Raw genomic sequence first — 22,898 nt, 5'->3', positions numbered from 1 at the left:
GAAAAATACGGAGTTTTTCAAGTTATGCACATTATCCACAGGGGGTGTGAATAAGTTCTTCACACCCATCCTGTTAATAATTTAAGCCATTAAGGTTACACCTTGTGAAGCACTCGGGTTGGCCCGCACGGCCTGGTTGCAGGCCGACAGGAAAGCTTTGGCGGTCGCAAACAGAATATCGACATCCAAGCCGGAGCTTTTGTAGGTCTGCGTCCCGCAGGAGACCGTCACGGTCGCTTCGCCGGTCGCCTTTTCGCTGGCGGACAAGGAGTACAGCTCCAGATCGGCGAACGTCACATCCATCGGAACCGCTTGACGGATGCAGTTGACGATCGCTTCGATCGGTCCGTCTCCGGTGCCCGACCAGGTTGCCTCTGCGCCGCTCTCGTTATCGCGGATGGTGGCCGATGCCACACGGCTGCGGTCGCTGGAGCTGACGACTTGAAGCTGTACCAGCGAGAAGCGCTCCGCCGCGGAAGCTCCCGCGTCACCGACCAGACTCATCAACTCGTCGTCCGTGACGTGCTTCTGCTCGTCGGCCATGTCCTTGAAGCGGGCGTATACTTCTTCTAAGGACTGGGCGTCCAAATCGACACCGTACTGGCCGATCCGATGCTTCAGAGCGTGACGGCCGGAATGCTTGCCCAGAATGATCATCGAACGCGGAATTCCAAGCTTTTCAGGCTCCATGATTTCGTAGGTATTGCGGTTTTTCAGCAAACCGTCCTGATGGATGCCCGACTCGTGCTGGAAGGCATTGCGGCCGACGACCGGCTTGTTGAACGCGATCGGCATATTCATCATCCGGCTAACCATCGTCGACGTATTGTAGATTTCCTCCAGAGCGATGCCGGTTTCCATGTTCAGCGTGTCTTTGTGCGTCTCGATCGCCATAACGATCTCTTCCAGGGAGCAGTTGCCCGCCCGCTCTCCGATGCCGTTCACGGATACTTCCACATAGTTCGCCCCGTTACGGATGGCCGCCAGGCTGTTCGCAACCGCAAGCCCCAAGTCGTTGTGGCAGTGGGTGCTGAATTCCACCTTGTCGGCGCCTCTCGCATGCTTCCGTACATCCGAGAACATTTTGCCGTAATCTTCCGGCATGGCGTAACCGACGGTATCCGGCAGGTTAATGATTGTCGCGCCCTCGGCGATGACCGCTTCCACCAGCTCATACAAATACTCCCGGCCCGTACGGCTGGAATCCATGGCCGTAAATTCGATCCGCTCGCAGAACTGCTTCGCGTAGGCAACCATCTGGCGCGCTTCCGCCAGCACCTGCTCGCGCGATTTGCGCAGCTGGAAGTCCAGGTGAATATCCGACGAGGAGATAAACATATGGATGCGCCGCAAAGCCGCGTCCTGAGTCGCCTTCACCGCGGCGTCGATGTCGATCTTGACCGCACGCGCGAAACCGCAGATTTCCACCCCTTGCAGCTCACGGGAAATCTGCTGCACTGCGGCGAAATCGCCGGGACTAGAGATCGGGAAGCCCGGTTCGATCGTATCCACGCCCATTTTCACAAGCTGCCGCGCGATGCGGACCTTTTCTTCCGGATATAAGGAACATCCCGGCGCCTGCTCGCCGTCTCTCAAAGTCGTGTCAAAAATTTTAATTTGCCGTTTCGTCATTTCGTTATCCTCCTGATTACCCGTTTCGGGTTTATTAAAAACTCCGGTTGGGAGTTTTTTGTGACATGCCTTCCTCAGCCGCCCTGAGCATGCAAAAAAGCCGCCGTCTCCAGAAAGAGACGACGGCTGTGCCGGCGCGGTACCACTCTTGTTGACCTTCCCCACGGGAAAGTCCGCTTACGGCAGCGAATGCAAAAGGGATTGAAGCCTAACATTCGCTGCGCGCCCGTTAACGGAGGCCAACCGTTTGTAAGCTTGAGTCACGGCCGCTCATGCGGCATTCGTAACATTCGGCTCCCGGCTCCCAAGCGAGTTCCGATCCCTTACGGACTGCGTCGCACCTCCCCGCAGCTCTCTGTACCGTTACCGGATCGTACTACTCTTGTTCATTGCCTTTTTGGATATACATGTTGTTCGATGTTTCCCGGACACCGGCTCCTGCCTGAATGTCCGCTCGTTTATATTTGCGATGATCGCAGGCTGTGCCTGCCGCGTTCTTGCTTCGCTTATACGATCGACCGGTGGTCACCGCCGTTCCGCCCTGCTTAGCCTATGCCCATCTATCTCGCTGTTGTTTATCAATGCTGTCTGTGCACATCCGTCTGCTGGAGAGGATGCAAAAAAGACCTGCCGTCTCTAACTTAAGAGACGACAGGCCGTTAGCCTTCCGCGTTACCACTCTCATTGATCCGCCGTAAGGCGAATCCACTCGATGCTCTTGGAAACAAGTCGGCCGGTATCCGGATACCGGGACGTTCCAATCGCTGCCCGATCACGGGGGCCAGCCGTTAAAACTTACTTCGCCGGATGCTTCGAAGACTTCTGACCCGACCGATGGGACATCTGTCTCACGGGTTCGGGACGGGCTTGCCGGCGTTGTTCAGTTTTACCGCTCCCGGGCGAGTTCAGGGTTCATCCGGCTGCGTTGCACCAACCCGCAGCTCTCTGTGCGACATGAATGACCTTACTTTTCCCGTTCGTTGCGTGTACGTTTTGAACTTGTTGTGATTATAATATGCGCGAAAACGCAAAGTCAATACAAAATGTCAAAATGTTCAAAATTTTAAGCGGGAGCGGAAAAAATTCATCAAGGAAAACTCGCCCATTGTCGGCGTTTTCTCTCCTATGGTACGGTTAAAACAGGGGATTTCCCCTAAGATCGATAGGAGGGCGTTTAACATGGTTATCCACTTCATGCGGATCAGGTAATGCAGGCGGACTGACACCCTACACCTGTTCTTTTTTTCAAAAAGAGAGATCAGGCTTATTTGTGCTGCCCCCGTAAGGATGCTTTCATGAGATTCGATTACTTGATTAAAGATGAAGAGGTGCTATGAGATATGAACGACTCCGTAAAAAAATCAATACCGTTAACGGAACAAGAACAACTCAACCATTTCCGCCTGTTGGCGGCAAAATATAATCTGGAACTGGACCCGTCGAAGCCCCTGGAGCTGAACGATTCCGGGCTGGACTTTCTGGCGGCTTCCGCCCGCTCGACAGACGATTCCTCCTGGATACTCCGTATCCCCAGGAGATCGGACGTTATCCAATCGGCCGCTTACGAAGCTAAAGTGCTGGAGCTTGTCGGCCGTTCGCTGCCCGTTGCCGTTCCCGGCTGGCAAATCAACCGGCCCGACTTCATTGCCTACCGCAAGCTGCCCGGGACGCCGGCGGCCACCGTCGATGCCGCCGCCAAAACCTATAAGTGGCACATAGATCCCGAGGCTCCTTCCCCCGAATTCGTTCAGTCGCTTGCGGCAGTAATGGCCTCCCTGCACCGGATAGACGGCCGTGGCGCCGAACAAGCGGGCCTGTTAGCCTTAGAAGCCGTTGACCTGAGAGCAGCCGCTGCGGCTCGTATGGAAGTCGTCCGGCAGGCCTACGGCGTTTCGGACGAACTTTGGGAGCGCTGGCAGGCTTGGCTCGCGGACGCTTCCTACTGGCCGGAGCATACGTCGCTGATCCACGGCGATCTGCATCCGGGCCATATTCTGGTCGACGGAAACGAGCGGGTTTGCGGGCTGCTGGACTGGACGGAAGCGGAATGCGGAGACCCGGCCACGGACTTTACTGCGTTTTACACCGTTTTCGGCGAGGAAGCCTTGTCGGTACTGCTGAAGGAATATGAAAAAGCAGGGGGACGCGTTTGGCCGAGGATGAAAGAGCATATCGCGCAATTGCAGGGGGCCTACGCCGTCACCATCGGCTTGTTCGCCCTTAAGTCCGGGCTTGAGGAATATGCCGACATGGCACGCGAAGCTCTGGGAGTCACTGTTCATAAGTCGGCGGATTAAATTCATTGATGCTGCATCTGGAGTTTGGCGAATTGTCCTTTTATGAATCCCCCTAACCTCACCCCCTGGCGCGCAGCGAAATGGCGTGATTAATAAACAAAGACAGCCCCGGTTGCTTAAAACTTCCCGGAGGCTGTCTTTGTTTGTTTATTTTGTTATCCCGCTAAACGAAGCTGGGGTAAATTTTCAACTATTCGTGATAGGCCTAAGCTCAGTATCCCCACTTCTCCAGGCTCAGCACCGGCTCCGCCTTAAACTCCGGCCCCGTGATATCCCCGCGGTTCCATTTGAGGAAAGCCGCGGCGCCGATCATGGCGGCATTGTCGGAGCAGAGATCCATCGGCGGCAGCAGCAGGGGCACGCCAAGCTCTGCACAGCGCTTCGTCAGCTCTTCGCGCAGTCCGCGGTTAGCCGCCACTCCTCCCGCGAGCAGAAGCTGCTTGGCGCCGTACTCCCGGACGGCCCGTGCGGCTTTCTCCACCAGCACGTCCACCACAGAGGACTGGAAGCCTTTGGCGACATGAGCCGCCACCGGCTCCTCTCCGCGCATACGCGACTGGTTAAGGACGTTAAGGACCGCCGATTTCAAGCCGCTGAAGCTGAAATCGTAGGAATCGTCCAGCCAGGCACGGGGCATCGGAATTTCTCCGTCCGCTTCCTGGGCGAGGCGGTCAATATGAGGACCGCCCGGATAAGGCAGTTTCAAGGCGCGCGCCACTTTGTCGTACGCCTCGCCGGCCGCGTCGTCACGCGTCTGTCCGATGATCTTGAAGCTTCCTTCGCTCTCCATATACACAAGTTCGGTGTGGCCGCCGGAGACGACAAGCGAAATCAGCGGATATTCCAGCTTGTGGACAAGCTGATTCGCATAAATATGCCCGGCGATATGATGCACGCCGATCAGAGGCAGGCCGAGCGAGAAAGCCAGCGCTTTGGCCGCCACTACGCCGACAAGCAGCGAGCCGACCAGACCGGGCCCTTGGGTGACCGCAATAGCGGACATGTCTTTCATCGCAAGCCCCGCCTGATCGAGCGCTTCCTGCAAAATCCAAGTAATGCTCTCGACATGCTGGCGGGATGCGATTTCGGGCACGACGCCGCCGAAGCGCCGGTGGGTTTCGATCTGGCTGGAAACCACGTTGGACCGGATAACGGTCCCGTTCTCTATCACGGCTGCGGACGTCTCGTCGCAGCTTGTTTCAATGGCCAGAATGTACACAGGCTTTGTAGTGTTCATGACGTTTTTTTCATTCCCTTTTATCGAATGCGAACAGGACGCTGCCGCCGCTTTAGGCGGGTTGATTCGTGTCGGGCAAATCCGCCCACATAATGATCGCGTCTTCGTTATTATCGGTGTAATAGCCTTTGCGGACGCCGACGTACCGGAAGCCCATTTTGTCGTAGAGGCGCTGAGCCACGTAATTCGACGCGCGGACCTCCAGGGTCATGCGGACCGCCCCCAGCGATCTTGCCTTGGATTGCAGCTGGTGGACGAGCGAAACGCCCAGCTTGCGGCCGCGGAACCGGCCGGATATCGCGATGTTGGTTACATGGGCCTCATCCATAATGAGCCACATGCCCCCGTACCCCGCAATAACCCCGTCTACCATCATTACCGTATAATGGGCAAAATGATTGCTCGTCAGCTCGTTGTGAAAAGCTCCCGCCGACCAGGGTGTCGTAAAGGCTTCCTGTTCGATTTCGCAAATGTGGGGGATGTCGTCCAGCCTCATCACACGGAAAATCGGGGTTGAAACAGGCTGCTCCCATCTTCGTTCGTCCAAAGAGCCCCTCCCCTTTCCGTCAGGATTTGGCCTTAGCCATCAGATTCACTTCAGCTTCCGTAAGCTGCGTATAGTTCGGAACGAACGTATACTTGTCGATCGTTTCCCCGCGTTTTAACCGGGGCAAGCCAAGCAGACCCACTTCGGCCGCCGTCAAATCGTAAGGGAGGACACGCACAGGGATGCTTAGCTCTGCCGCGGCCTGACCGATCGTTTCTTCGAAAAAGGAAGTCTCGCCGACGAAAACGATCTCCTGGGGTTTTGCAAATCCGGAAGGCACGACAACAGTTCCGCCGTCGCCCGCGGATTGCCCCCCGGTCGTTCCGGCGGCTTCCGCTCCCGCCATATCGTCCCCAATGTGCCGCGTAAAATCCGCCACAAGGCGGATGCCGTCCGGCTGAAGCCGGGCCCATCTGCTGCCGGTGTTATCCGACGACGACGCGCCGCTGATGTCTTCCGCGCCCAAAAGCTCATCGGCCGGTTCATTCCCTGCCGATGCATAAACCGCGGTAAATGCCTGCCCCCGCCGGGCATTCATCAGGGGCACGAACCAGCGCACGGCACCGTCCGTACCGCCCCCGCCCTCATCGGCGAGCAAAGCCGTTCGCCCGCCCAGCGCCAGCGCCTCCAGACTGGAGACGGCCGCCGCCGGAATGCCGAGGGACCAGGCGAAGGTTTTCGCAACGGTAACCGCAATCCGTACGCCGGTATAGGAACCCGGCCCCTGGCCCGCCACGACCGCGGTAAGATCGTTCGGCCGGATGCCGCGGGAAGCAAGCAGCTCCTGCAAATGAGGCATGAGGTGAATCGAATGATTGCGTTCCACGATCGTGTGCTTTTCGGCGACTACGCGGCCGCCCTGAAGCAGGGCAACGGCTAGCGAAGCCGTGGACGTATCCAGTGCAAGCACATACCCGTTTCCGTCGAATCCGGACCGGCTGCTTTCACGGCCTTCACTATCCCCGGCAAGCGGAGAGACCTTCACCTTTTCCCGCTCCTGCGTACTATTTCCGTTCCCGCTGCTCATACCAACCATCCGTTCTCTTTCAAATTTGCGCACCAGCTCTCGTAAGGCTGTCCGGACGGATTCAAGCGGAACACCCGCTCGTCTCCCCCGCTGTGCTCGATATAAATTTCAAGCCGGTTCGGCGGCAAAAGCTCCTCCACCAGACTGGCCCATTCAATCAAAGTCAGACCTTCCCCGTAAAAATATTCGTCCAGCCCCAAATCCTCGGCTTCTTCCAAAGAAATCCGGTAAACATCCATATGATAGAGAGGGAACTCTCGTCCCTCGTATTCTTTAATCAGCGTAAAAGTCGGGGAGTTGACAACGCCCTGCACCCCAATCGATTTAGCCACCGCCTGCGAAAAACGCGTTTTGCCCGCGCCAAGATCGCCGTCCAGCGCGATTACGGCGCCGGGACCCGCAAGCATTGCAAGCTGGGCCGCCAATGCTTCCGTGTCCCGTTCGTCTGCGGCTTTATATTGGTAAGCCATCTCCGTCGCTTCCTCTCATTTCGCAGCAAAGTGATTGTAGCCCCGCTTCGGCAGCGGCTGCACGGTCCCGTCCGGGCGCTGCAGCCGCACCCCTTCATCCGCGGCCGTCACACGTCCGATGACGTGCAAGGGCAGCCCCTCGCCCGCGAACGCCTCGCGCAGGGCTGCCAAATCCGCTTCTGCGGCCGTGCCCAGAAGCTGGTAGTCCTCGCCGCCGTACAGCACCCACTCCAGCGGGTCGGCGGCCAGCTTCTCCGCGCAGGCGCGAAGCCCCTCCGCCAGCGGCAGCTTCTCCTCCGCGATGAGGAGCCCGACTCCCGAAGCCTCGGCGATTTCGCCGGCTTCGCTCGCGAGCCCGTCGCTGATGTCGTTCAGCGCCCGGCACAAGCCCGTGCGCTGAAGCAGCTCCCCGGCCGCAGCCTGCGGCAGAGGCCGGGTGTGGGCGCGGACGAGCTCCGCGGCCTCTGCGGGCAGCTCGCCCCAAAGCGCCGCGTCCGTGCCGCGGTGCAGGAGGTAGCTCAGCCCCGCGGCCGAGCCGCCGAGCGGCCCCGTCACGAAGACGGCGTCGCCCGGCTTCGCGCCGCTGCGCAGCAGAGCCCGGCCAGCGGGGACTTCGCCCAGAATCGTGACGGTCAGCACGATTCCGCCGCGCGTGGACGTCGTGTCGCCGCCGATGACGGCCACATCGAACAAGTCCGCGCACTCATACAATCCGGCGTAAATGCGCCGGATCTGTTCCGTGTCGGCATCCTTCGGTAAAGATAGCGCGACAAGCGCATAACGCGCCTTCGCGCCCATCGCGGCCATGTCGCTGATATTCGAAGCCATCGCCTTGAATCCGATGTCCTCGTCCCGCATCGTCACAGGCAGGAAATGAATCCCTTCGGTCATCGTGTCGCAAGAGGCGACAAGCTGCATGCCGGGAGACAAAGCGGTAACGGCCGCATCGTCTCCGATGCCGACTACCACTCCTTGCGAACGCATTCCGTCCGCCTGTTGTCTGTCCCCCGTCAGCAGGCGGATCAGGCCGAATTCGTCATGCTGCATAGATGCCGCTCCTCCGGTTTGGTTTGCCTCCTATTATAGCCCTCTATCCTCCCTCTAGCAACCGGATATGCGTGCCCCCGCAAGGCGCGGGCGCTCTTCCGGCTCCTTTCCCGCCCAGCAAAAAAAAGCGCCTGCATGTGCTTTCCTCCATGCAGGCGCCGTCCTCACCCTTCCTCATCCCTTGCGGATTCGGGATATCCCATCGTATCCGTGGTGGATTCCTCGATCAGACCGTTATGAACCGTAACCTGGCCGCCGCCGAGCCCTTCATTGATCATCCGGTCGATGTCCATGTAATAGTCGTCCCGGCCCTGATGGTTGCCGTCTTTGGCTTCTTTTTGCTGCTTGTCGTCTCCCATTTCATTCACCTCCACTCTCCGGAGTAAACCTGGCTCCGGTTAGCGTGACACAAATCGCCCTAAAGCATTCATATCCGGCGAATTTTTTGGACATACTGATGCTAAAAAGAAGTTTGGTCACTGAGCGGCCGGTCCCATGCGGATCAATAAAATAAGCCCGTTACGCGGGCGCCCTTAGGAGGTTTCCCCTCATGCATACGGTCTGGAAAGGCGCTATCAGCTTCGGTCTGGTACACGTTCCCGTCAAAATGTTCTCGGCTACGGAAGAGAAAGACATCTCCATGCGTTACATTCATAAACGCTGCACCACTCCGCTTTCTTACGTAAGAAAATGCACCACCTGCGACACGGAAGTGGAGTGGGGAGAAATTACGAAGGGCTACGAATACGAACCCGGCCGCTTCGTTCTTTTTGAGAAAGAAGAACTGGAGAAAATCTCCGGTGAAGCGACTAAAGAGATTAAAATCTTGGATTTTGTCAACTTGACCGACATCGATCCTATTTATTTTCAGAAGACGTACTACCTCTCCCCCGGAGATACGGGTGCCAACGCCTATAACCTGCTGCTGGAATCCATCAAGCAGACCGGTAAAATCGGGATCGCCACCATTTCCATCCGTTCCAAAAGCAGTCTGGCCGCCGTCCGGGTTATCGATAACTGCATCGCTCTGGAAACGATTTTCTACCCCGACGAGATTCGCGCGATTAGCCAGGTTCCCAATCTTCCGGAAGCCTCGAACGTGAACGACAAAGAGCTTACGATGGCCAAAATGCTGATCGAACAGTTGTCCACGCCGTTCGAGCCGGAGAAATACCAGGACGATTACCGGACAGCGCTGATGGAAGCGATCCAGCAGAAAGTAGCCGGCGAAGAGGTCCAGGTCGCTCCGGAGCAGAAGCGCACCAACGTGATCGACCTGATGTCCGCGCTGCAAGCGAGCCTTGAAGCCGTCAAGCCCGTCGCGGCGGACAAGTCGGACGCCAAGGCCAAAGCGAAGCCCAAAGCCGCGGCCAAACCGCGCAAGCCGAAGGAAAAGGCAAAGGAAACGGTATCCTGAAGAAGCCTTCCTCAAGAGAACGACAGCAGAAACGAGCCGCCGGCATCGGGGGCTCGTTTTTTTCGGGCTGTTTTCAGACTGTCTTCACTTTTCCCGCAGGAACGTACATTCCTCAGGCACGACGGATAGAAAAGCCTGGATACTCGGCTGCCTCAGGGTCAGATACCGGGTCCATTCCATGAACCGGATCTTAACGGTAAGCCGCGGCTGCAGCCAGGCGGCCTCCCTGCTCCGTTCCGGTTCGTTGATAAACGGCCTCTCCGGCACGATAAGCGGCTTCGTTAAAGCCGTCAGGTCGATCCAATCCTGGCGGCTCAGCTTGCCTGTCCCTGCGTGTCCGATATACACAAGCTGCCCCTCTTCGTTGTACAGACCGAGCAGAATCGCATTCACAACTCCCGAGCGATAAGTCACGCCCCCGATTACCGCATTCACGTCCAGGTAGTTTTTATGCTTGCGCCAGCGGTGATCTTTGCCTTTGAGCGCGTAAGTGCTTCCCAAATCCTTGTACACGACTCCTTCCAGACCGTGCGCCTGGGCAATGCCGAACAGTTCTTCCGTCTGCGTAAAGCTTTGGACGATTTGGACCCGGTCATCCGGGATGATCAGTTCTTCAAGAAGCGCCTGCCTTTCCGAAAGCGGCTTGTCGATGACCCATTCGTCGTTACAATACAAAATGTCAAACAGCATGTAGACGACCGGAACTTTCTGCACCGAGCCCGCCAGGGATTTGCCGCTTCGCAGGCCGTCCCTTTTCATGACTTGATGAAAGGAAGGCTTCCCGTTTTCCAGCGCGATGATTTCCCCGTCCAGGATGACGCTCCTCGCTTGGCAATAATCCGTGACGACCTGATATTCCGGGTACTGGAGCGTTCTTTCGTTGAGCTTCCGGTTAAACAGCTGCACGCCCGTTCCGTCATAGTAGGTTAGCACACGGACCCCGTCCCATTTGAACTGGGCAATCCATTCCCCGCCCGAAGGCGCCTGATCCGTGGAAACCGGCTCGAATGGAACAACCCGCGGTAGATTCATGTAAGGTGCCTCGCTTCCGGTACTTTTTATGTTCCATTATTGCCAAAAGCTCCACGCGGAATCCCGCTTAGGGCCTTGTTCTTTGACCTCCTCCGGAAAGACGCCGCTGCCGCAAAGAATAGCCCGCCTCTTTTTCGTCCACAATGGGGATAAATGCTTGTACGTCCGGAAGGAGTGCACAGGATGCCCACAGGGTACAAAAAAACGCAAGGCACGATCATGGTCGAAGGGCAGGAACTGACCATTACCAACCCCGAGAAGCCTCTCTGGCCTGAGGCGGGAATTACGAAGCTTGATTTCCTCCAGAAGCTGATTGAGCTGTCCCCCTATTTGCTGCGCTACTGCCGGGACCGGCATTTGACGACGATCCGTTTTCCTCACGGCATTCACGACAAATCGTTTTACCAGAAAAATACCCCGGAGCCCGTTCCGGATTTCGTGAATCTCGCTCCGCTGGACGGCATCCGGTATGTCAATCTGGATTCGCTTCCGACGCTGATCTGGCTCGGTAACCTGGCCTGCCTGGAGTTTCATCCCTCGTTCCACCGCATCGGAGAGACACTGCCGGCCGAGTGGCTCATTGATATCGACCCCAGCCTGGAAGTCGAACCGCGGATTATGGAAGCGGCTCACCTGATCGGAGAGGTGCTCGATTCCCTTCATATCCGGTCCGTGCCCAAAACGTCCGGAGCGACCGGCGTACAAATTTACGTGCCCATCCAGCACGGGTACACCTTCGAGCAGCTTCGCAAAATCGGCTATTTTATCGGCTCCTTCGTCGTCAAAAAATATCCGAAGCTGTTTACGATTGAGCGCCTGAAAAAGAATCGCGGCGATCTCATTTACTTCGACTACCTGCAGCACTGGTGCGGCAAAACGCTTTCCGCTCCCTACACGCCGAGGGCCAAAATCCACGGAACCGTCTCCACCCCGCTGCTTTGGGAGGAAGTCGAGCGTCGCTGCGATCCGAGGGACTTTACGCTGCACGTCATCGTGGAACGGATCAAAAAGATGGGCGATCTGATCGAGAAAGTGCCTCCTCAGAACCTCGATGCTGTTTTGTCTCATCTGGAGTAACATGGCGGGCCGCTTGGCCCCCAGTAAGATCTTTCACTTTTCAGTGGGAGATCTTTTTAGCATGAATTCTGTAAAATTCTAAAATTTCTTTTCCAATGACTGCATATATGGGGTAAAATAACAACATACATTAAATGACAATTATGGATGTCGAATAGGACGCTTTATTGATTTATAAACTTTTATCTGGAGGCGATGGCTGCCATGAACTTTAAAGAGGTATTAAAGGGCAGAAAGCTAATGCTGCTCGGTTTGCTGGTTCTGCTGTTCATTTTGTTTAAAATGGTTCCGCTGCTGGATGCCGGTCAGCCTACCTTCTGGCCCACCCTAATCTTCGTTGGATGCATTCTAATGAACATGTCATGCGACATTTTTTTATCTCCATTCCTTAAACAACCGGATGAACGGATGAAGGCGATCCGGTCTAAAGCTTATTTCTATTCCTATTTTGCCACTCTGATTTATATGGCGGCGGCTGCGGTTCTTGTTCTCATGGAAATGACGCCAATTCCCCTTCCCCTGATTTTCTTGGATCTGATCGCTTTTGCGGGCCTGACTCCCAACCTCCTCCTGATTCTGTTTTTCAAACGGTCCCCAAAGCTCTTATCTTGATGTTTCCGGATTGATGCACCAAAAAGCCCCGCTTCACTTTTTCAAGCGAAACAGGGCTTTTTTACATTTGCCTTGCCTCTTAAAACAAAGGCGACAGCAATCTTCCCAGCACTTCTTTGCCGCGCTGGAAGCGGGAGCGTTTTTCGAACTCCGACAGGATGATCCGCTTGCTGTTTTTCAGATCCTCCAGGAAATCATGCTCCAGCCGCTCGATCGATTCTTTGTCGTACAGGATGGCGTTCAGCTCGAAGTTGCTGTAGAAGCTGCGCATGTCCATATTGGCCGTCCCCACGGTAGCGAACAAATCGTCGATGATGGTGACCTTCGCATGCACGAATCCGGGCTGGTACTGATAGAACCTCACCCCCGTCTGCATGAGCTCATGAATATAGGACAGCGAAGCGTAGTGGACGATCCAGGAATCGGGAATTTGCGGAAAAATGATTTTCACATCGACGCCGCTTATGGCTGCCGTTTTGAGCCCCATGATCAGACTCGCGTCGGGGATAAAGTACGGGGTCGTAATATAGATCCGCTTCTTTGCCGTCGTAATGCCCCCGAAATAGGATTCTAAAATGGAGTCCCAATGGGCGTCGGGTCCGCTCGCCACGATTTGGACGGGTTTGTGGCCCTCACACGTGTGCTCAGGGAAAAAGTTCGTGTCCACCAGCTTCTGCCGGCATACGAATTCCCAATCGGACAGGAACGTACTCTGCAAATAGTACACGGAATCCCCTACCAGCTTCAGGTGGGTATCTCTCCAAAACCCGAGAACCGGATGCTTCCCGAGGTATTCGTCTCCTATGTTGATGCCGCCTACGAAACCGACCGTCCCGTCTACCACAATAATTTTGCGGTGATTGCGGTAGTTCATCCGCTTATCGAAAAAAGCGATAAAGGCCGGAAGGAAACAGTAGGTATCTATTCCGGCTTCGATCAATTCGCGTATGTAAGAAGAGGCAAGCTTGTAACTGCCGATTCCGTCATAAATGACGCGGACTTTAACGCCTTCGCGCGCTTTCCGGATAAGCAGTTCCTGAAACTTTTTACCGGTGTCGTCGTGCCGAACGATATAAAATTCGAAATGAATATGGTGCTTCGCATTCTCCATCGCCTCGAACATAGCCTCATAAGCCGCCTCGGCGTTGGTCAGCACTTCCACCTCGTTGTTACGGGTGATCGGCGAGCTGGGAATGTTGCTCAGCAGGCCGAACAGACGCGGTTCTTTGACAATGCTGGGGACGGGATAATCCCGGCCTTTTTTCGTGTTCTCCAGCTCGCGGCGCATTTCCCGCTGCATTTCACCGAGCACCCGCCGGTTTTTACGCTTCACGTGGCGCCGCTGCGAGTATTCTTTGGCCAGAAAATAGTACATAATAAATCCGATGACCGGCAGGATAAACAATATCATAAGCCAGGCGACCGTCTTGGTCGGGTTTCGGAATTCCACCACAACGATCGTGACGATTTGAAAAATAAATAACAGCAGCGCAATGACAAGCCACAGCATCGGCCGGTTCTCCCCCTTCTCTACTCCATGGCCGGCCCTTGCCGGCCGGGATTGCCGTATCTTTAGGTTTTACGTACTTTTAATCCACTATTCGGATCCTATAAACATAAGCCGATCACGTTGTCTTGTAAAGCTGGGTTATCTACACCGGACATGGTATAATAATCGTTAAACCTATCTACAGAGACCAGGAGAGAAAGCACATGAGACAAACCATTTTGTTCGATCTGGATGACACCCTCATTCACTGCAACAAATATTTTAATGTCGTGATTCAGCAGTTCGTGGATACGATGCTGACCTGGTTCGCGGGTCACCGTCTTACGGATGAAGACATTAAACACAAACAGCTTGAAATAGATTTGGCGGGTGTGGAAATCCACGGTTTCAAAGCGGAGCGTTTTCCGCAGTCGTTTATCGAAACGTATCATTTTTATTCCGATTTTTATGACAGAACTCCTCGGAAAGAAGAGGAAAAATGGCTTTATCAGCTCGGCAACAGCGTCTACGAACATTCGATTGAACCGTATCCGATGATGGACACGACTCTTCAGTCCCTGACGGACCAGGGGCATGAGCTGTACCTGTACACGGGCGGCGACGCAACGATCCAGATGCGTAAAATCCAGGAAGCCGGGCTTCACCGCTACTTCGGCGAACGGATTTTCGTCGCGCTGCACAAAACCCGCGAATTTATGGAAACTCTTATCCATACCCAGCAGTTCGAGCGCGCCCGCACCTGGATGATCGGCAACTCCGTACGGACCGACGTCCTCCCGGCCATCGAGGCGGGAATCAATGCGATCCATATTCCGGCTCAGCTGGAGTGGAAGTACAACATCGTCGATATTACCGCTACGCCGAAAGGCGCCTTCTTCACGCTGCCTTCCCTGACGGAAGTTCCGCAGGTCATATCCGACTACAGCGGCAAACAGGCCGTTAGCCTGTAAACGCAAAAAAGGAGCCATTCGGCTCCTTTTTTATTTACCTTACGGAAGGTTCGAACTGCCCATCAGGAAACGGTCCACTTCGCGTGCCGCTTCCCGTCCTTCGTTAATGGCCCAGACGACCAGGCTCTGTCCGCGGCGTACGTCACCGGCGGCGAAGATGCCTTCCACGTTCGTCTTGTACTTGCCGTACTGCGCTTTCGCGTTCGAACGCACGTCTCTTTCAATGCCAAGCTGGTCGAGCAGATTCTGCTCGGGACCCGCAAATCCCATGGCCAGGAAGACCAGCTGAGCCGGATAAACCTTCTCGCTGCCTTCCACTTCCTCAGGCACAAGACGGCCTTGGTCGTCGCTTCTCCAGCGGACTTTGACGGTTTTAAGCCCCGTCAAGTTGCCGTTCTCGTCGCCGACAAAGTTTTCGCTCAGCGTCAGGTACTCACGCGGATCTTTGCCGTGGACAGCTTTCGCTTCCTCGTGACCATACTCCAGCTTGTAAACCTTCGGCCATTCCGGCCAAGGGTTGCTCACCGCACGGGTTTCCGGCGGCTTCTCGCGGTATTGGAACTGCACGACGCTTTTCGCTTTGTGGCGCACAGCGGTCGCCACGCAGTCGGTACCGGTATCGCCGCCGCCGATGACGATGACGTCTTTGCCTTCGGCGTTGATATACTCGCCGTCGGCCAGGTTGGAATCGAGCAGGCTCTTGGTATTCTTGTGCAAGAACTCCATCGCCGGGTAGATCCCTTTAAGCTCGCGCCCTTTAATGTCCAGTTCACGCGGACGTGTGGCGCCGATAGCCAGAATGACGGCATCGAACTCGTCCTTCAACTGATCGACCGGCACATTTTTGCCGATTTCCGCATTTGTAACGAAGTTAACGCCTTCCGCCGCCAGCAGGTCAACCCGGCGCTGCACGAGATGCTTCTCGAGCTTCATGTTCGGGATGCCGTAGGTCAGCAGCCCGCCGATCCGGTCGTCACGCTCGTAAACGGTCACGGTGTGACCCGCTTTGTTGAGCTGTGCCGCCGCCGCAAGTCCGGTCGGACCGGAGCCGATGACGGCGACTTTCTTGCCCGTACGCGTTTTCGGCGGTTCCGGTACGATCCAGCCTTCTTCGAAACCGCGGTCAACGATCGTTTTTTCGATGTCCTTGATTGTAACCGGAGAATCGATCAGCCCCACCGTACAAGAGCCTTCGCATGGAGCGGGACAGACCCGGCCGGTGAATTCCGGGAAGTTGTTCGTCTTGTGAAGCCGGTCAAGGGCTTCGCGCCATTGACCGCGGTAGACGAGGTCATTCCATTCCGGAATGAGATTGTTTACCGGACAACCAGTCGTTGATCCGGCAATAATTTTGCCTGTATGACAATACGGAATGCCGCAGTCCATACAGCGTGCTCCCTGAACCTGCAGTTTCTCTTCGGAATTTTTATTGTAAAATTCCTTCCAGTCCTGAATCCGCTGCAGAGGGGCGCGCTCGGTGGGCAGCTCGCGTTGAAACTCAATAAATCCGGTAGGTTTTCCCATTGCGCTTCCTCCATCGTATAGAATCTGTCCTGCTCGTTATGAATTAGTTGCCGCCGACACGGGCCAGATCGCGCGTGTTTTCCTCGAACGCCTTCATAACGGCATCCTGCTGGCTCAGTCCGGATCTCTTCATCCGCTCGATAGCATCGAACATCCGTTTATAATCCTTCGGAATGACTTTCACGAATTTCCAGATATATTCATCCCAACGGCCCAGCACGCGGTGTGCGATCGAGCTGTCGGTAAAGGTTGCATGATGCTGAATCATCAGCTTCAGTTCGTTGATTTCATAGCTTTCTTCCACCTGCTCCAGCGACACCATCTCGGTGTTGCAGCGGCTGGCCATCGTACCGTCCTCGTCGAGGACGTAAGCTACGCCGCCGGACATGCCCGCCGCGAAGTTGCGGCCGGTCTTGCCGAGGATGACGACGCGTCCGCCCGTCATGTACTCGCAGCCGTGGTCGCCCACGCCTTCGACAACGACGCGCACGCCGGAGTTGCGGACAGCGAAGCGTTCGCCCGCGATACCGCGGATATACGCTTCCCCGTCGGTAGCTCCGTAGAAGCCCACGTTGCCGATGACGATGTTGTCTTCCGGCACGAACGTCGATTCGCTCGGCGGGAAGATGACGACTTTACCGCCGGATAATCCCTTGCCGACGTAATCGTTGGCATCGCCTTCCAGCGACAGCGTCACGCCCTTCGGCACGAATGCGCCGAAGCTTTGACCGGCGGAGCCGGTGAAATGCAGGCGGATCGTGTCGTGCGGGAGCCCTTTCGCGCCGTAACGGCGGGTCACTTCGCTGCCGAGAATCGTGCCGACAACCCGGTTTGTGTTGTTGATCGGCAATTCGATGCGGACGTGATCCTGGTACTCCAGCGCAGGTTTGCAGAGCGGAAGAATCTCACGCATGTCGAGCGATTTCTCCAGCCCGTGATCCTGCTGCATCTGGTTGTAGCGGCCGACCTCTTCCGGCATCTCCGGCTGGTGAAGCAGCGGGCTCAGATCGAGGCCTTCGAGCTTCCAGTGCCCCGCTTCTTCTTCCTGGGCCAGGAATTCGGTGCGGCCGATCATCTCTTCCAGCGTGCGGAAGCCGAGCTCCGCCATCGTTTCGCGAACATCTTGAGCGATGAAGTGCATGAAGTTCACGACATGCTCCGGCTCGCCCATGAAATGCTTGCGAAGCTCCGGATTCTGCGTCGCCACGCCGACCGGACATGTGTCAAGGTGACACACCCGCATCATGATGCAGCCCAGCGAGATGAGCGGAGCCGTGGAGAAGCCGTATTCCTCGGCTCCCAGCAGCGCTGCGACGATCACGTCGCGGCCGGTCATCATTTTGCCGTCGGATTCCAGCACAACGCGGCTTCTCAGGTTGTTCAGGATGAGCGTCTGGTGAGCTTCGGCGAGGCCCAGCTCCCAAGGAAGTCCCGCGTGGCGGATACTCGTCTGCGGCGAAGCGCCCGTACCGCCGTCGTAGCCGCTGATCAGGATAACGTCCGCCTTGCCCTTGGCCACGCCGGCCGCGATCGTGCCGACACCGACTTCGGAGACGAGCTTCACGCTGATGCGGGCCTGAGGGTTCGCATTCTTGAGATCGTGGATCAGTTCCGCCAGATCCTCGATGGAATAGATGTCATGGTGCGGAGGCGGGGAGATCAGGCCGACGCCCGCCGTCGTACCGCGCACTTCCGCTACCCAAGGATATACTTTCTTGCCCGGCAGTTGCCCGCCTTCTCCCGGCTTGGCGCCTTGGGCCATCTTGATCTGAATCTCGTCGGCATTGACGAGGTAATTGCTCGTTACGCCGAACCGGCCGGAAGCTACCTGCTTGATGGAGCTTCTGCGCAGATCGCCGTTCTCATCCGGCGTGAAGCGGTTCGGATGCTCCCCGCCTTCGCCGGTGTTGCTGCGGCCGCCGATACGGTTCATGGCGATGGCAAGCGCTTCGTGCGCTTCCTTGCTGATGGAACCGAAAGACATGGCGCCGGTCTTAAACCGCTTGAAGATCGCTTCGATCGGCTCGACTTCCGACACCGGAACCGGCGAGCGGTCCGATTTCAGCTTCAACAGGCCGCGCAGCGAAGCCGCTTTCTTGGACTCACGATTGATGAGCTCGGCGAATTTCTTGTACATGGAATAATCATTGTTCCGCACCGCGGTCTGCAGCGAGTGGATCGTCTCCGGCGTGAACACGTGATCCTCGCCGTCCTGACGCCATTGCAGTTCGCCGCCGGCATCCAGAACGCGGTCGCGTCCGTCGCGCGGAGAATACGCCCGCTGATGGCGCTGCAGCGTCTCTTGTGCCACTCCGTCGAGGCCGATGCCTTCGACAGGCGTGTAGGTCCAGGTGAAGTAACGGTCCACGAATTCCTGACTGAGGCCGACCGCTTCGAAAATCTGCGCGCCCCGGTAGCTCTGGATGGTCGAAATCCCCATTTTCGCCAGGACTTTGACAACCCCTTTGGTTGATGCCTTGATGTAGTTATAGGAAGCTTTCTCTTCCGTGATGTCTCTAATTTGACCGTTGCCGATCATATCTTTAAGCGTCTCGAAAGCGAGATACGGGTTGATCGCGCCCGCTCCATAGCCAAGCAGCAGAGCAAAATGATGCACTTCGCGCGGTTCCCCGGACTCGACGACCAAGCTCGCTTTGGTTCTTGTTCCCTGACGGATCAAATGATGATGCAGTCCGGCAACGGCCAGCAGGGCCGGAATAGCCGCCTGTTCCCCGTCCATGCCTCTATCGGAGAGGATTAGGAAAGTAGCTCCGTCTGTAATCGCTTCATCGGCAGCCGTATAGAGCTCCTCCATCGCCTGCTCAAGCCCTTGGCTTCCCGACGATGCCTGGAAGAGAGTCTTGAGCGTGACGGATTTAAAGCCTTCACGCTTGATGTGGCGCAGCTTCGCCAGTTCCTCGTTGGAGATAACCGGAGTCGGAATACGGACCTGACGACAGCTTTCCGCTTCCGGACGGATCAGGTTGCGCTCCGGTCCGATCGTCGTTTCCTGTGCCGTGACGATCTCCTCGAAGTTGGAGTCGATCGGCGGGTTCGTTACTTGAGCGAACAACTGCTTGAAGTAGCTGTAAAGAAGCTGCGGGCGTTCCGACAGAACAGCCAAAGGCGCGTCATAGCCCATGGAACCGATCGGATCGACGCCGGTTTTGGCCATTGGCTCCAGGAATTTGCGGAGATACTCGAATGTGTAGCCGAATGCCTGCTGGCGCTGAACGAGCAGATCGTGATCCGGCTGCGGCTCGGAAGCGGCTTCCGGCAGTTCCCCGATGGAAACGAGATGTTTCTTGAGCCATTCCTGGTAAGGCTGCTCGTTAATGATCTGTCCTTTGATCTCTTCATCGGTCAGAATACGTCCCGCCACCGTATCGACGACGAGCATGCGTCCCGGCTGCAGACGTTCTTTGCGCGCAATGCGCTCCGGTTCGATGCTGAGCACGCCGACTTCGGATGAGAGGACGATGAGATCGTCATGCGTGACATAATAACGGGCCGGGCGAAGACCGTTGCGGTCAAGCAGGGCGCCGATAATGCGGCCGTCCGTGAACGAAATCGCGGCAGGACCGTCCCAAGGCTCCATCAGGGTGCTGTGGTATTCGTAAAAGGCGCGTTTGGCCGGATCCATCGTTTCGTGCTTGGACCACGGCTCTGGAACCATCATCATGGCCGCGTGCGGCAAAGAACGTCCGGAAAGCGTAAGGAATTCGAGCGTGTTATCTAGAATTTGAGAATCCGATCCGTCGTTATCGACAATCGGGAGCAGACTTTGGAAATTTTCACCGAATAAATCCGTTTGGATCATAGCTTGACGGGCGTGCATCCAGTTAACGTTGCCCCGCAGGGTATTGATTTCACCGTTGTGGATGACGTAGCGGTAAGGGTGGGCGCGTTCCCAGCTTGGAAAAGTGTTGGTACTGAAACGGGAGTGAACGAGGGCCATAGCTGTCTCGAAGGACGGGTCTTGCAATTCCGTGTAATAAGCGTCTACCTGCTCGGGAGTGAGCATGCCTTTGTATACGATGGTACGGCTGGATAAGCTGGGGAAGTAAAGCGGCGCGTTATCCAGGGCGCGGGTTTCATTCTCCATCCGCTTGCGGATGACATACAGTTTGCGTTCGAAGTTCAGTTCGTCTTGAATATCTCCGCTGCGGGCGATAAACAACTGACGCACGAAAGGCTCGGAAGCTTTGGCCGATTCGCCGAGGGTGGCATTGTCGGTAGGCACCGTTCTCCAGCCCAGGAACTGCTGGCCTTCTTCCTTGATAATCCGCTCCGCGATGCGCTCGCACTGCTGTCTGGCTTCCAGCTCCTGCGGGAGGAAAGCCATGCCGACGCCGTAAGTGCCGGCTTCCGGCAGAGATATGTTTTCTTCGGCGCAAACCTTGCTGAGAAATCCGTGCGGAATCTGCAGCAGGATACCGGCGCCGTCACCCGTATTGGCTTCGCTGCCCTGGCCGCCCCGGTGGTCCAGATTGCAAAGCACATTCAACGCCTGCCCGACGATTTCATGGGAAGGCCTGCCTTTCATATTCGCAACAAAACCAATGCCGCAGGCATCATGCTCGAACCGCGGATCGTACAAACCTTGTTTGGAAGGGGAAGCGTTTCTGTTCATGATTGTGCAACCTTTCCTCTTGTTTATTTGGGTAGAGCAACGTTTCATGCCTGCATTAAAGGGGTGAATTCCGGAAATACGCGCGTAACTTGCCAAATTCGCCTGTATTTGCCCAAAAACCGAATCTTTTAGCGATTCGCCTCGATATTTTTCTATTATATTAACATTAGACTTTCTAGAGTGCAATTTAAAAAAAGGTTATGGGTTGAAAAAAAAATTTAATGGGAAACCCTGGACAGGGCTTGAAACTCAGAGATTCCGGGGAAAAATATCGTTTTTTTCGAATCTACAAATCTACCATTTAATGTTAGTTTACAATATTTTCAAATCCGAAAGTTAACATGGACTTACCCTTCAAATGTTTGTGTTTGGACAAGGAGATTTATCCGATTCCGATCGTCTTCAAAAGGCGTTCGCCCATAAAATATGTAATTCCGGCGCATTCGCGCAGCGTATAATAGTAGATCGCCACGGGTTTGATCCGGACCGGCTCAGCCGTTACGTTCATGTTTAGGCTCCTTGCCATAAGCAGGGAACGGTACGTATGAAAGCCGTGCGTTACGATAATCGCCGTCTCCCACTTCTCCCTCTCCATGATCTTACGGCTGTTGTCCAGATTCTCTATCGTGGATGTAGACTCATCCTCCAGAAAGACCGCCGACTCCGGGATGCCTTTGCCGACGAGGTAGCTCCGCATCACACTGGCTTCCGTCGGTTCGCTTGTCGTCGTTCCGCCCGTTGCGATGATGTTCTTGGCCAGCCCGCTCCGGTAGGCCTCGACCGCGATATCCAGCCGCTCTTTCATCGCGTTGCTGGGCTTTCCGTTCCAGACGGCCGCGCCCAGAATAATGATCGTATCGCTCTCGGTTCCGTGGGAATTCTCTCCCACATAATGAATCCATCCGCTCATTCCTACTATATATAATAGGATAACTCCCATGCAGGACAAGAATCCGTACAACCGTCGTTTCCACCGTTTGTTCTTCCGTCTGTCTTCCCGTACGGCCTTCATTCCGCCTTCATCCTGCCTCTCTCCTCCGGTACCGCTCCACCGAACGGAGGCCCGTCCCGAGCGGCCTCATCTTGATTCTTCTATCATAACGTGCCGTGAGGAAGTTAGCTACAGAAAAAGGCAGGTTTTTCCACTTTCCTCCAGCGATCGGATTCCGCTTCCATTCATGCCCTTTTTTCTGACGCATAAAACATGCTATGATAGCATATACCTGATGGTTATTGGTAACAGAGAGGACGACACCTGTGGCTAAATTATATTTCCGATACGGAACCATGAACAGCGGCAAATCCATTGAAGTGCTCCGCACTGTTCACAACTACGAAGAACAGGGTAAGAAAGTATTACTCTTCACCCCCTCGGTGGATGACCGGAGCGGAGTCGGTATCGTTGCCTCCCGCATCGGCATGCAGAAGAGCGCCATCGTCATTCAAGACGGGGTCAATATGAAAGAACTGGCGGCTAAAGAGCGGCCGAACTGCATTTTGATCGACGAAGCTCAATTTCTTAATGCCGGACAGATCGAGCAGCTTGCCGAAATCGCGGACGACCTTAATATACCGGTTATCGCCTACGGGCTGCGGGCGGATTTTATGGGACAGCTTTTCGAAGGCAGCGCCAGCTTGTTCGCCATCGCCGATAAAATCGAGGAAATCAAAACCGTGTGCTGGTATTGCGATAAAAAAGCTACGATGAACATGCGCTGCAAGGACGGTGTTCCTATTTTTCACGGGGAGCAGATCCAGATCGGCGGCAACGAGAGCTACATTCCCGTCTGCCGGAAATGCTACACAGATAAGAAAAGAGAGGCGGAACAGCACTGACCGCCGAACACAGAATGCCCGATCCGGCGCCAGACCTCCATCCAGAATTC

General features: G+C 55.7%; 18 protein-coding genes and 2 other annotated features. Of the genes, 6 read left to right on the top strand and 12 right to left on the bottom strand.

Annotated elements, in window-relative coordinates:
• Positions 1-81: 81 nt before the first annotated feature.
• Positions 82-1,632, bottom strand: a complete 1,551-nt coding sequence (locus HMPREF1207_RS15880; RefSeq protein ID WP_009675213.1) for a 2-isopropylmalate synthase — start codon at positions 1,630-1,632, stop codon at positions 82-84.
• A gap of 112 nt (positions 1,633-1,744) precedes the next feature.
• Positions 1,745-2,031, bottom strand: a binding site (T-box leader).
• Positions 2,032-2,273: 242 nt separating this feature from the next.
• Positions 2,274-2,622: a binding site (T-box leader), on the bottom strand.
• Positions 2,623-2,972: 350 nt separating this feature from the next.
• Here HMPREF1207_RS15880 and HMPREF1207_RS15875 point away from each other — a divergent pair.
• Positions 2,973-3,929, top strand: a complete 957-nt coding sequence (locus HMPREF1207_RS15875) for a macrolide 2'-phosphotransferase (protein ID WP_009675196.1) — start codon at positions 2,973-2,975, stop codon at positions 3,927-3,929.
• 211 nt (positions 3,930-4,140) lie between these two features.
• On the opposite strand, the gene tsaD is transcribed toward HMPREF1207_RS15875, so the two are convergent.
• From tsaD to HMPREF1207_RS15845, 6 genes are all read right to left on the bottom strand, one after another.
• Positions 4,141-5,166, bottom strand: a complete 1,026-nt coding sequence (gene tsaD / locus HMPREF1207_RS15870) for a tRNA (adenosine(37)-N6)-threonylcarbamoyltransferase complex transferase subunit TsaD (RefSeq protein ID WP_009675233.1) — start codon at positions 5,164-5,166, stop codon at positions 4,141-4,143.
• A gap of 52 nt (positions 5,167-5,218) precedes the next feature.
• Positions 5,219-5,662, bottom strand: a complete 444-nt coding sequence (gene rimI, locus HMPREF1207_RS15865; protein ID WP_231392150.1) for a ribosomal protein S18-alanine N-acetyltransferase — start codon at positions 5,660-5,662, stop codon at positions 5,219-5,221.
• Positions 5,663-5,732: 70 nt separating this feature from the next.
• Positions 5,733-6,740, bottom strand: a complete 1,008-nt coding sequence (gene tsaB, locus HMPREF1207_RS15860; protein ID WP_016423807.1) for a tRNA (adenosine(37)-N6)-threonylcarbamoyltransferase complex dimerization subunit type 1 TsaB — start codon at positions 6,738-6,740, stop codon at positions 5,733-5,735.
• Positions 6,737-7,210: a tRNA (adenosine(37)-N6)-threonylcarbamoyltransferase complex ATPase subunit type 1 TsaE gene (gene tsaE, locus HMPREF1207_RS15855; RefSeq protein ID WP_009675175.1), complete on the bottom strand. Its 474-nt coding sequence runs from the start codon at positions 7,208-7,210 to the stop codon at positions 6,737-6,739. The genes tsaB and tsaE overlap by 4 nt, the downstream gene beginning before the upstream one ends.
• 15 nt (positions 7,211-7,225) lie before the next feature.
• Entirely contained in the window at positions 7,226-8,257 is a 1,032-nt protein-coding gene (gene thiL / locus HMPREF1207_RS15850) for a thiamine-phosphate kinase (protein ID WP_009675198.1), read from the bottom strand.
• Between the two features lie 164 nt (positions 8,258-8,421).
• Positions 8,422-8,616: a hypothetical protein gene (locus HMPREF1207_RS15845; RefSeq protein ID WP_009675200.1), complete on the bottom strand. Its 195-nt coding sequence runs from the start codon at positions 8,614-8,616 to the stop codon at positions 8,422-8,424.
• 191 nt (positions 8,617-8,807) lie between these two features.
• Here HMPREF1207_RS15845 and ku point away from each other — a divergent pair, with 191 nt between their 5' ends.
• Positions 8,808-9,674 (top strand): non-homologous end joining protein Ku, encoded by an 867-nt coding sequence (gene ku, locus HMPREF1207_RS15840; RefSeq protein WP_009675216.1) that lies wholly within the window; start codon positions 8,808-8,810, stop codon positions 9,672-9,674.
• An 84-nt stretch (positions 9,675-9,758) separates the two neighbouring features.
• Here ku and HMPREF1207_RS15835 read toward each other — a convergent pair whose 3' ends face one another.
• The gene (locus tag HMPREF1207_RS15835; RefSeq protein WP_009675166.1) at positions 9,759-10,706 is read right to left on the bottom strand and encodes an ATP-dependent DNA ligase; all 948 of its coding nucleotides are present in this window, start codon (positions 10,704-10,706) and stop codon (positions 9,759-9,761) included.
• Between the two features lie 183 nt (positions 10,707-10,889).
• Between HMPREF1207_RS15835 and ligD the strand changes: the two genes are divergently transcribed.
• Entirely contained in the window at positions 10,890-11,783 is an 894-nt protein-coding gene (gene ligD, locus HMPREF1207_RS15830; RefSeq protein ID WP_009675209.1) for a non-homologous end-joining DNA ligase, read from the top strand.
• A 204-nt stretch (positions 11,784-11,987) separates the two neighbouring features.
• Positions 11,988-12,395 carry a hypothetical protein gene (locus tag HMPREF1207_RS15825; protein ID WP_009675187.1) on the top strand — a complete coding sequence of 136 codons (408 nt, stop codon included), beginning with the start codon at positions 11,988-11,990 and terminating at the stop codon, positions 12,393-12,395.
• Between the two features lie 79 nt (positions 12,396-12,474).
• Here the strand turns inward: HMPREF1207_RS15825 and cls are convergent, their stop codons facing one another.
• Positions 12,475-13,905 carry a cardiolipin synthase gene (gene cls / locus HMPREF1207_RS15820; RefSeq protein ID WP_009675205.1) on the bottom strand — a complete coding sequence of 477 codons (1,431 nt, stop codon included), beginning with the start codon at positions 13,903-13,905 and terminating at the stop codon, positions 12,475-12,477.
• A gap of 203 nt (positions 13,906-14,108) precedes the next feature.
• On the opposite strand from cls, the gene HMPREF1207_RS15815 reads away from it, so the two are divergent.
• Positions 14,109-14,855 carry an HAD family hydrolase gene (locus HMPREF1207_RS15815; protein WP_009675230.1) on the top strand — a complete coding sequence of 249 codons (747 nt, stop codon included), beginning with the start codon at positions 14,109-14,111 and terminating at the stop codon, positions 14,853-14,855.
• Between the two features lie 39 nt (positions 14,856-14,894).
• On the opposite strand, the gene HMPREF1207_RS15810 is transcribed toward HMPREF1207_RS15815, so the two are convergent.
• The 3 genes from HMPREF1207_RS15810 to HMPREF1207_RS15800 form a co-directional block, all read right to left on the bottom strand.
• Positions 14,895-16,379 (bottom strand): glutamate synthase subunit beta, encoded by a 1,485-nt coding sequence (locus HMPREF1207_RS15810; RefSeq protein WP_009675221.1) that lies wholly within the window; start codon positions 16,377-16,379, stop codon positions 14,895-14,897.
• A 43-nt stretch (positions 16,380-16,422) separates the two neighbouring features.
• The gene (gene gltB / locus HMPREF1207_RS15805) at positions 16,423-21,012 is read right to left on the bottom strand and encodes a glutamate synthase large subunit (RefSeq protein ID WP_016423806.1); all 4,590 of its coding nucleotides are present in this window, start codon (positions 21,010-21,012) and stop codon (positions 16,423-16,425) included.
• Positions 21,013-21,394: 382 nt separating this feature from the next.
• Complete coding sequence (locus HMPREF1207_RS15800) at positions 21,395-21,922, bottom strand: YdcF family protein (RefSeq protein ID WP_231392100.1); 528 nt, start codon at positions 21,920-21,922, stop codon at positions 21,395-21,397.
• Positions 21,923-22,269: 347 nt separating this feature from the next.
• On the opposite strand from HMPREF1207_RS15800, the gene HMPREF1207_RS15795 reads away from it, so the two are divergent.
• Positions 22,270-22,848, top strand: coding sequence for a thymidine kinase (locus HMPREF1207_RS15795; RefSeq protein WP_009674701.1), 579 nt, complete (start codon positions 22,270-22,272; stop codon positions 22,846-22,848).
• The last annotated feature ends 50 nt before the right edge of the window (positions 22,849-22,898 follow it).

Source organism: Paenibacillus sp. HGH0039, assembly GCF_000411255.1.
Lineage (GTDB): Bacteria > Bacillota > Bacilli > Paenibacillales > NBRC-103111 > Paenibacillus_F.
The sequence above is the reverse complement of the archived record's forward strand: the minus strand, read 5'-3'. Positions and strand labels throughout refer to the sequence as shown.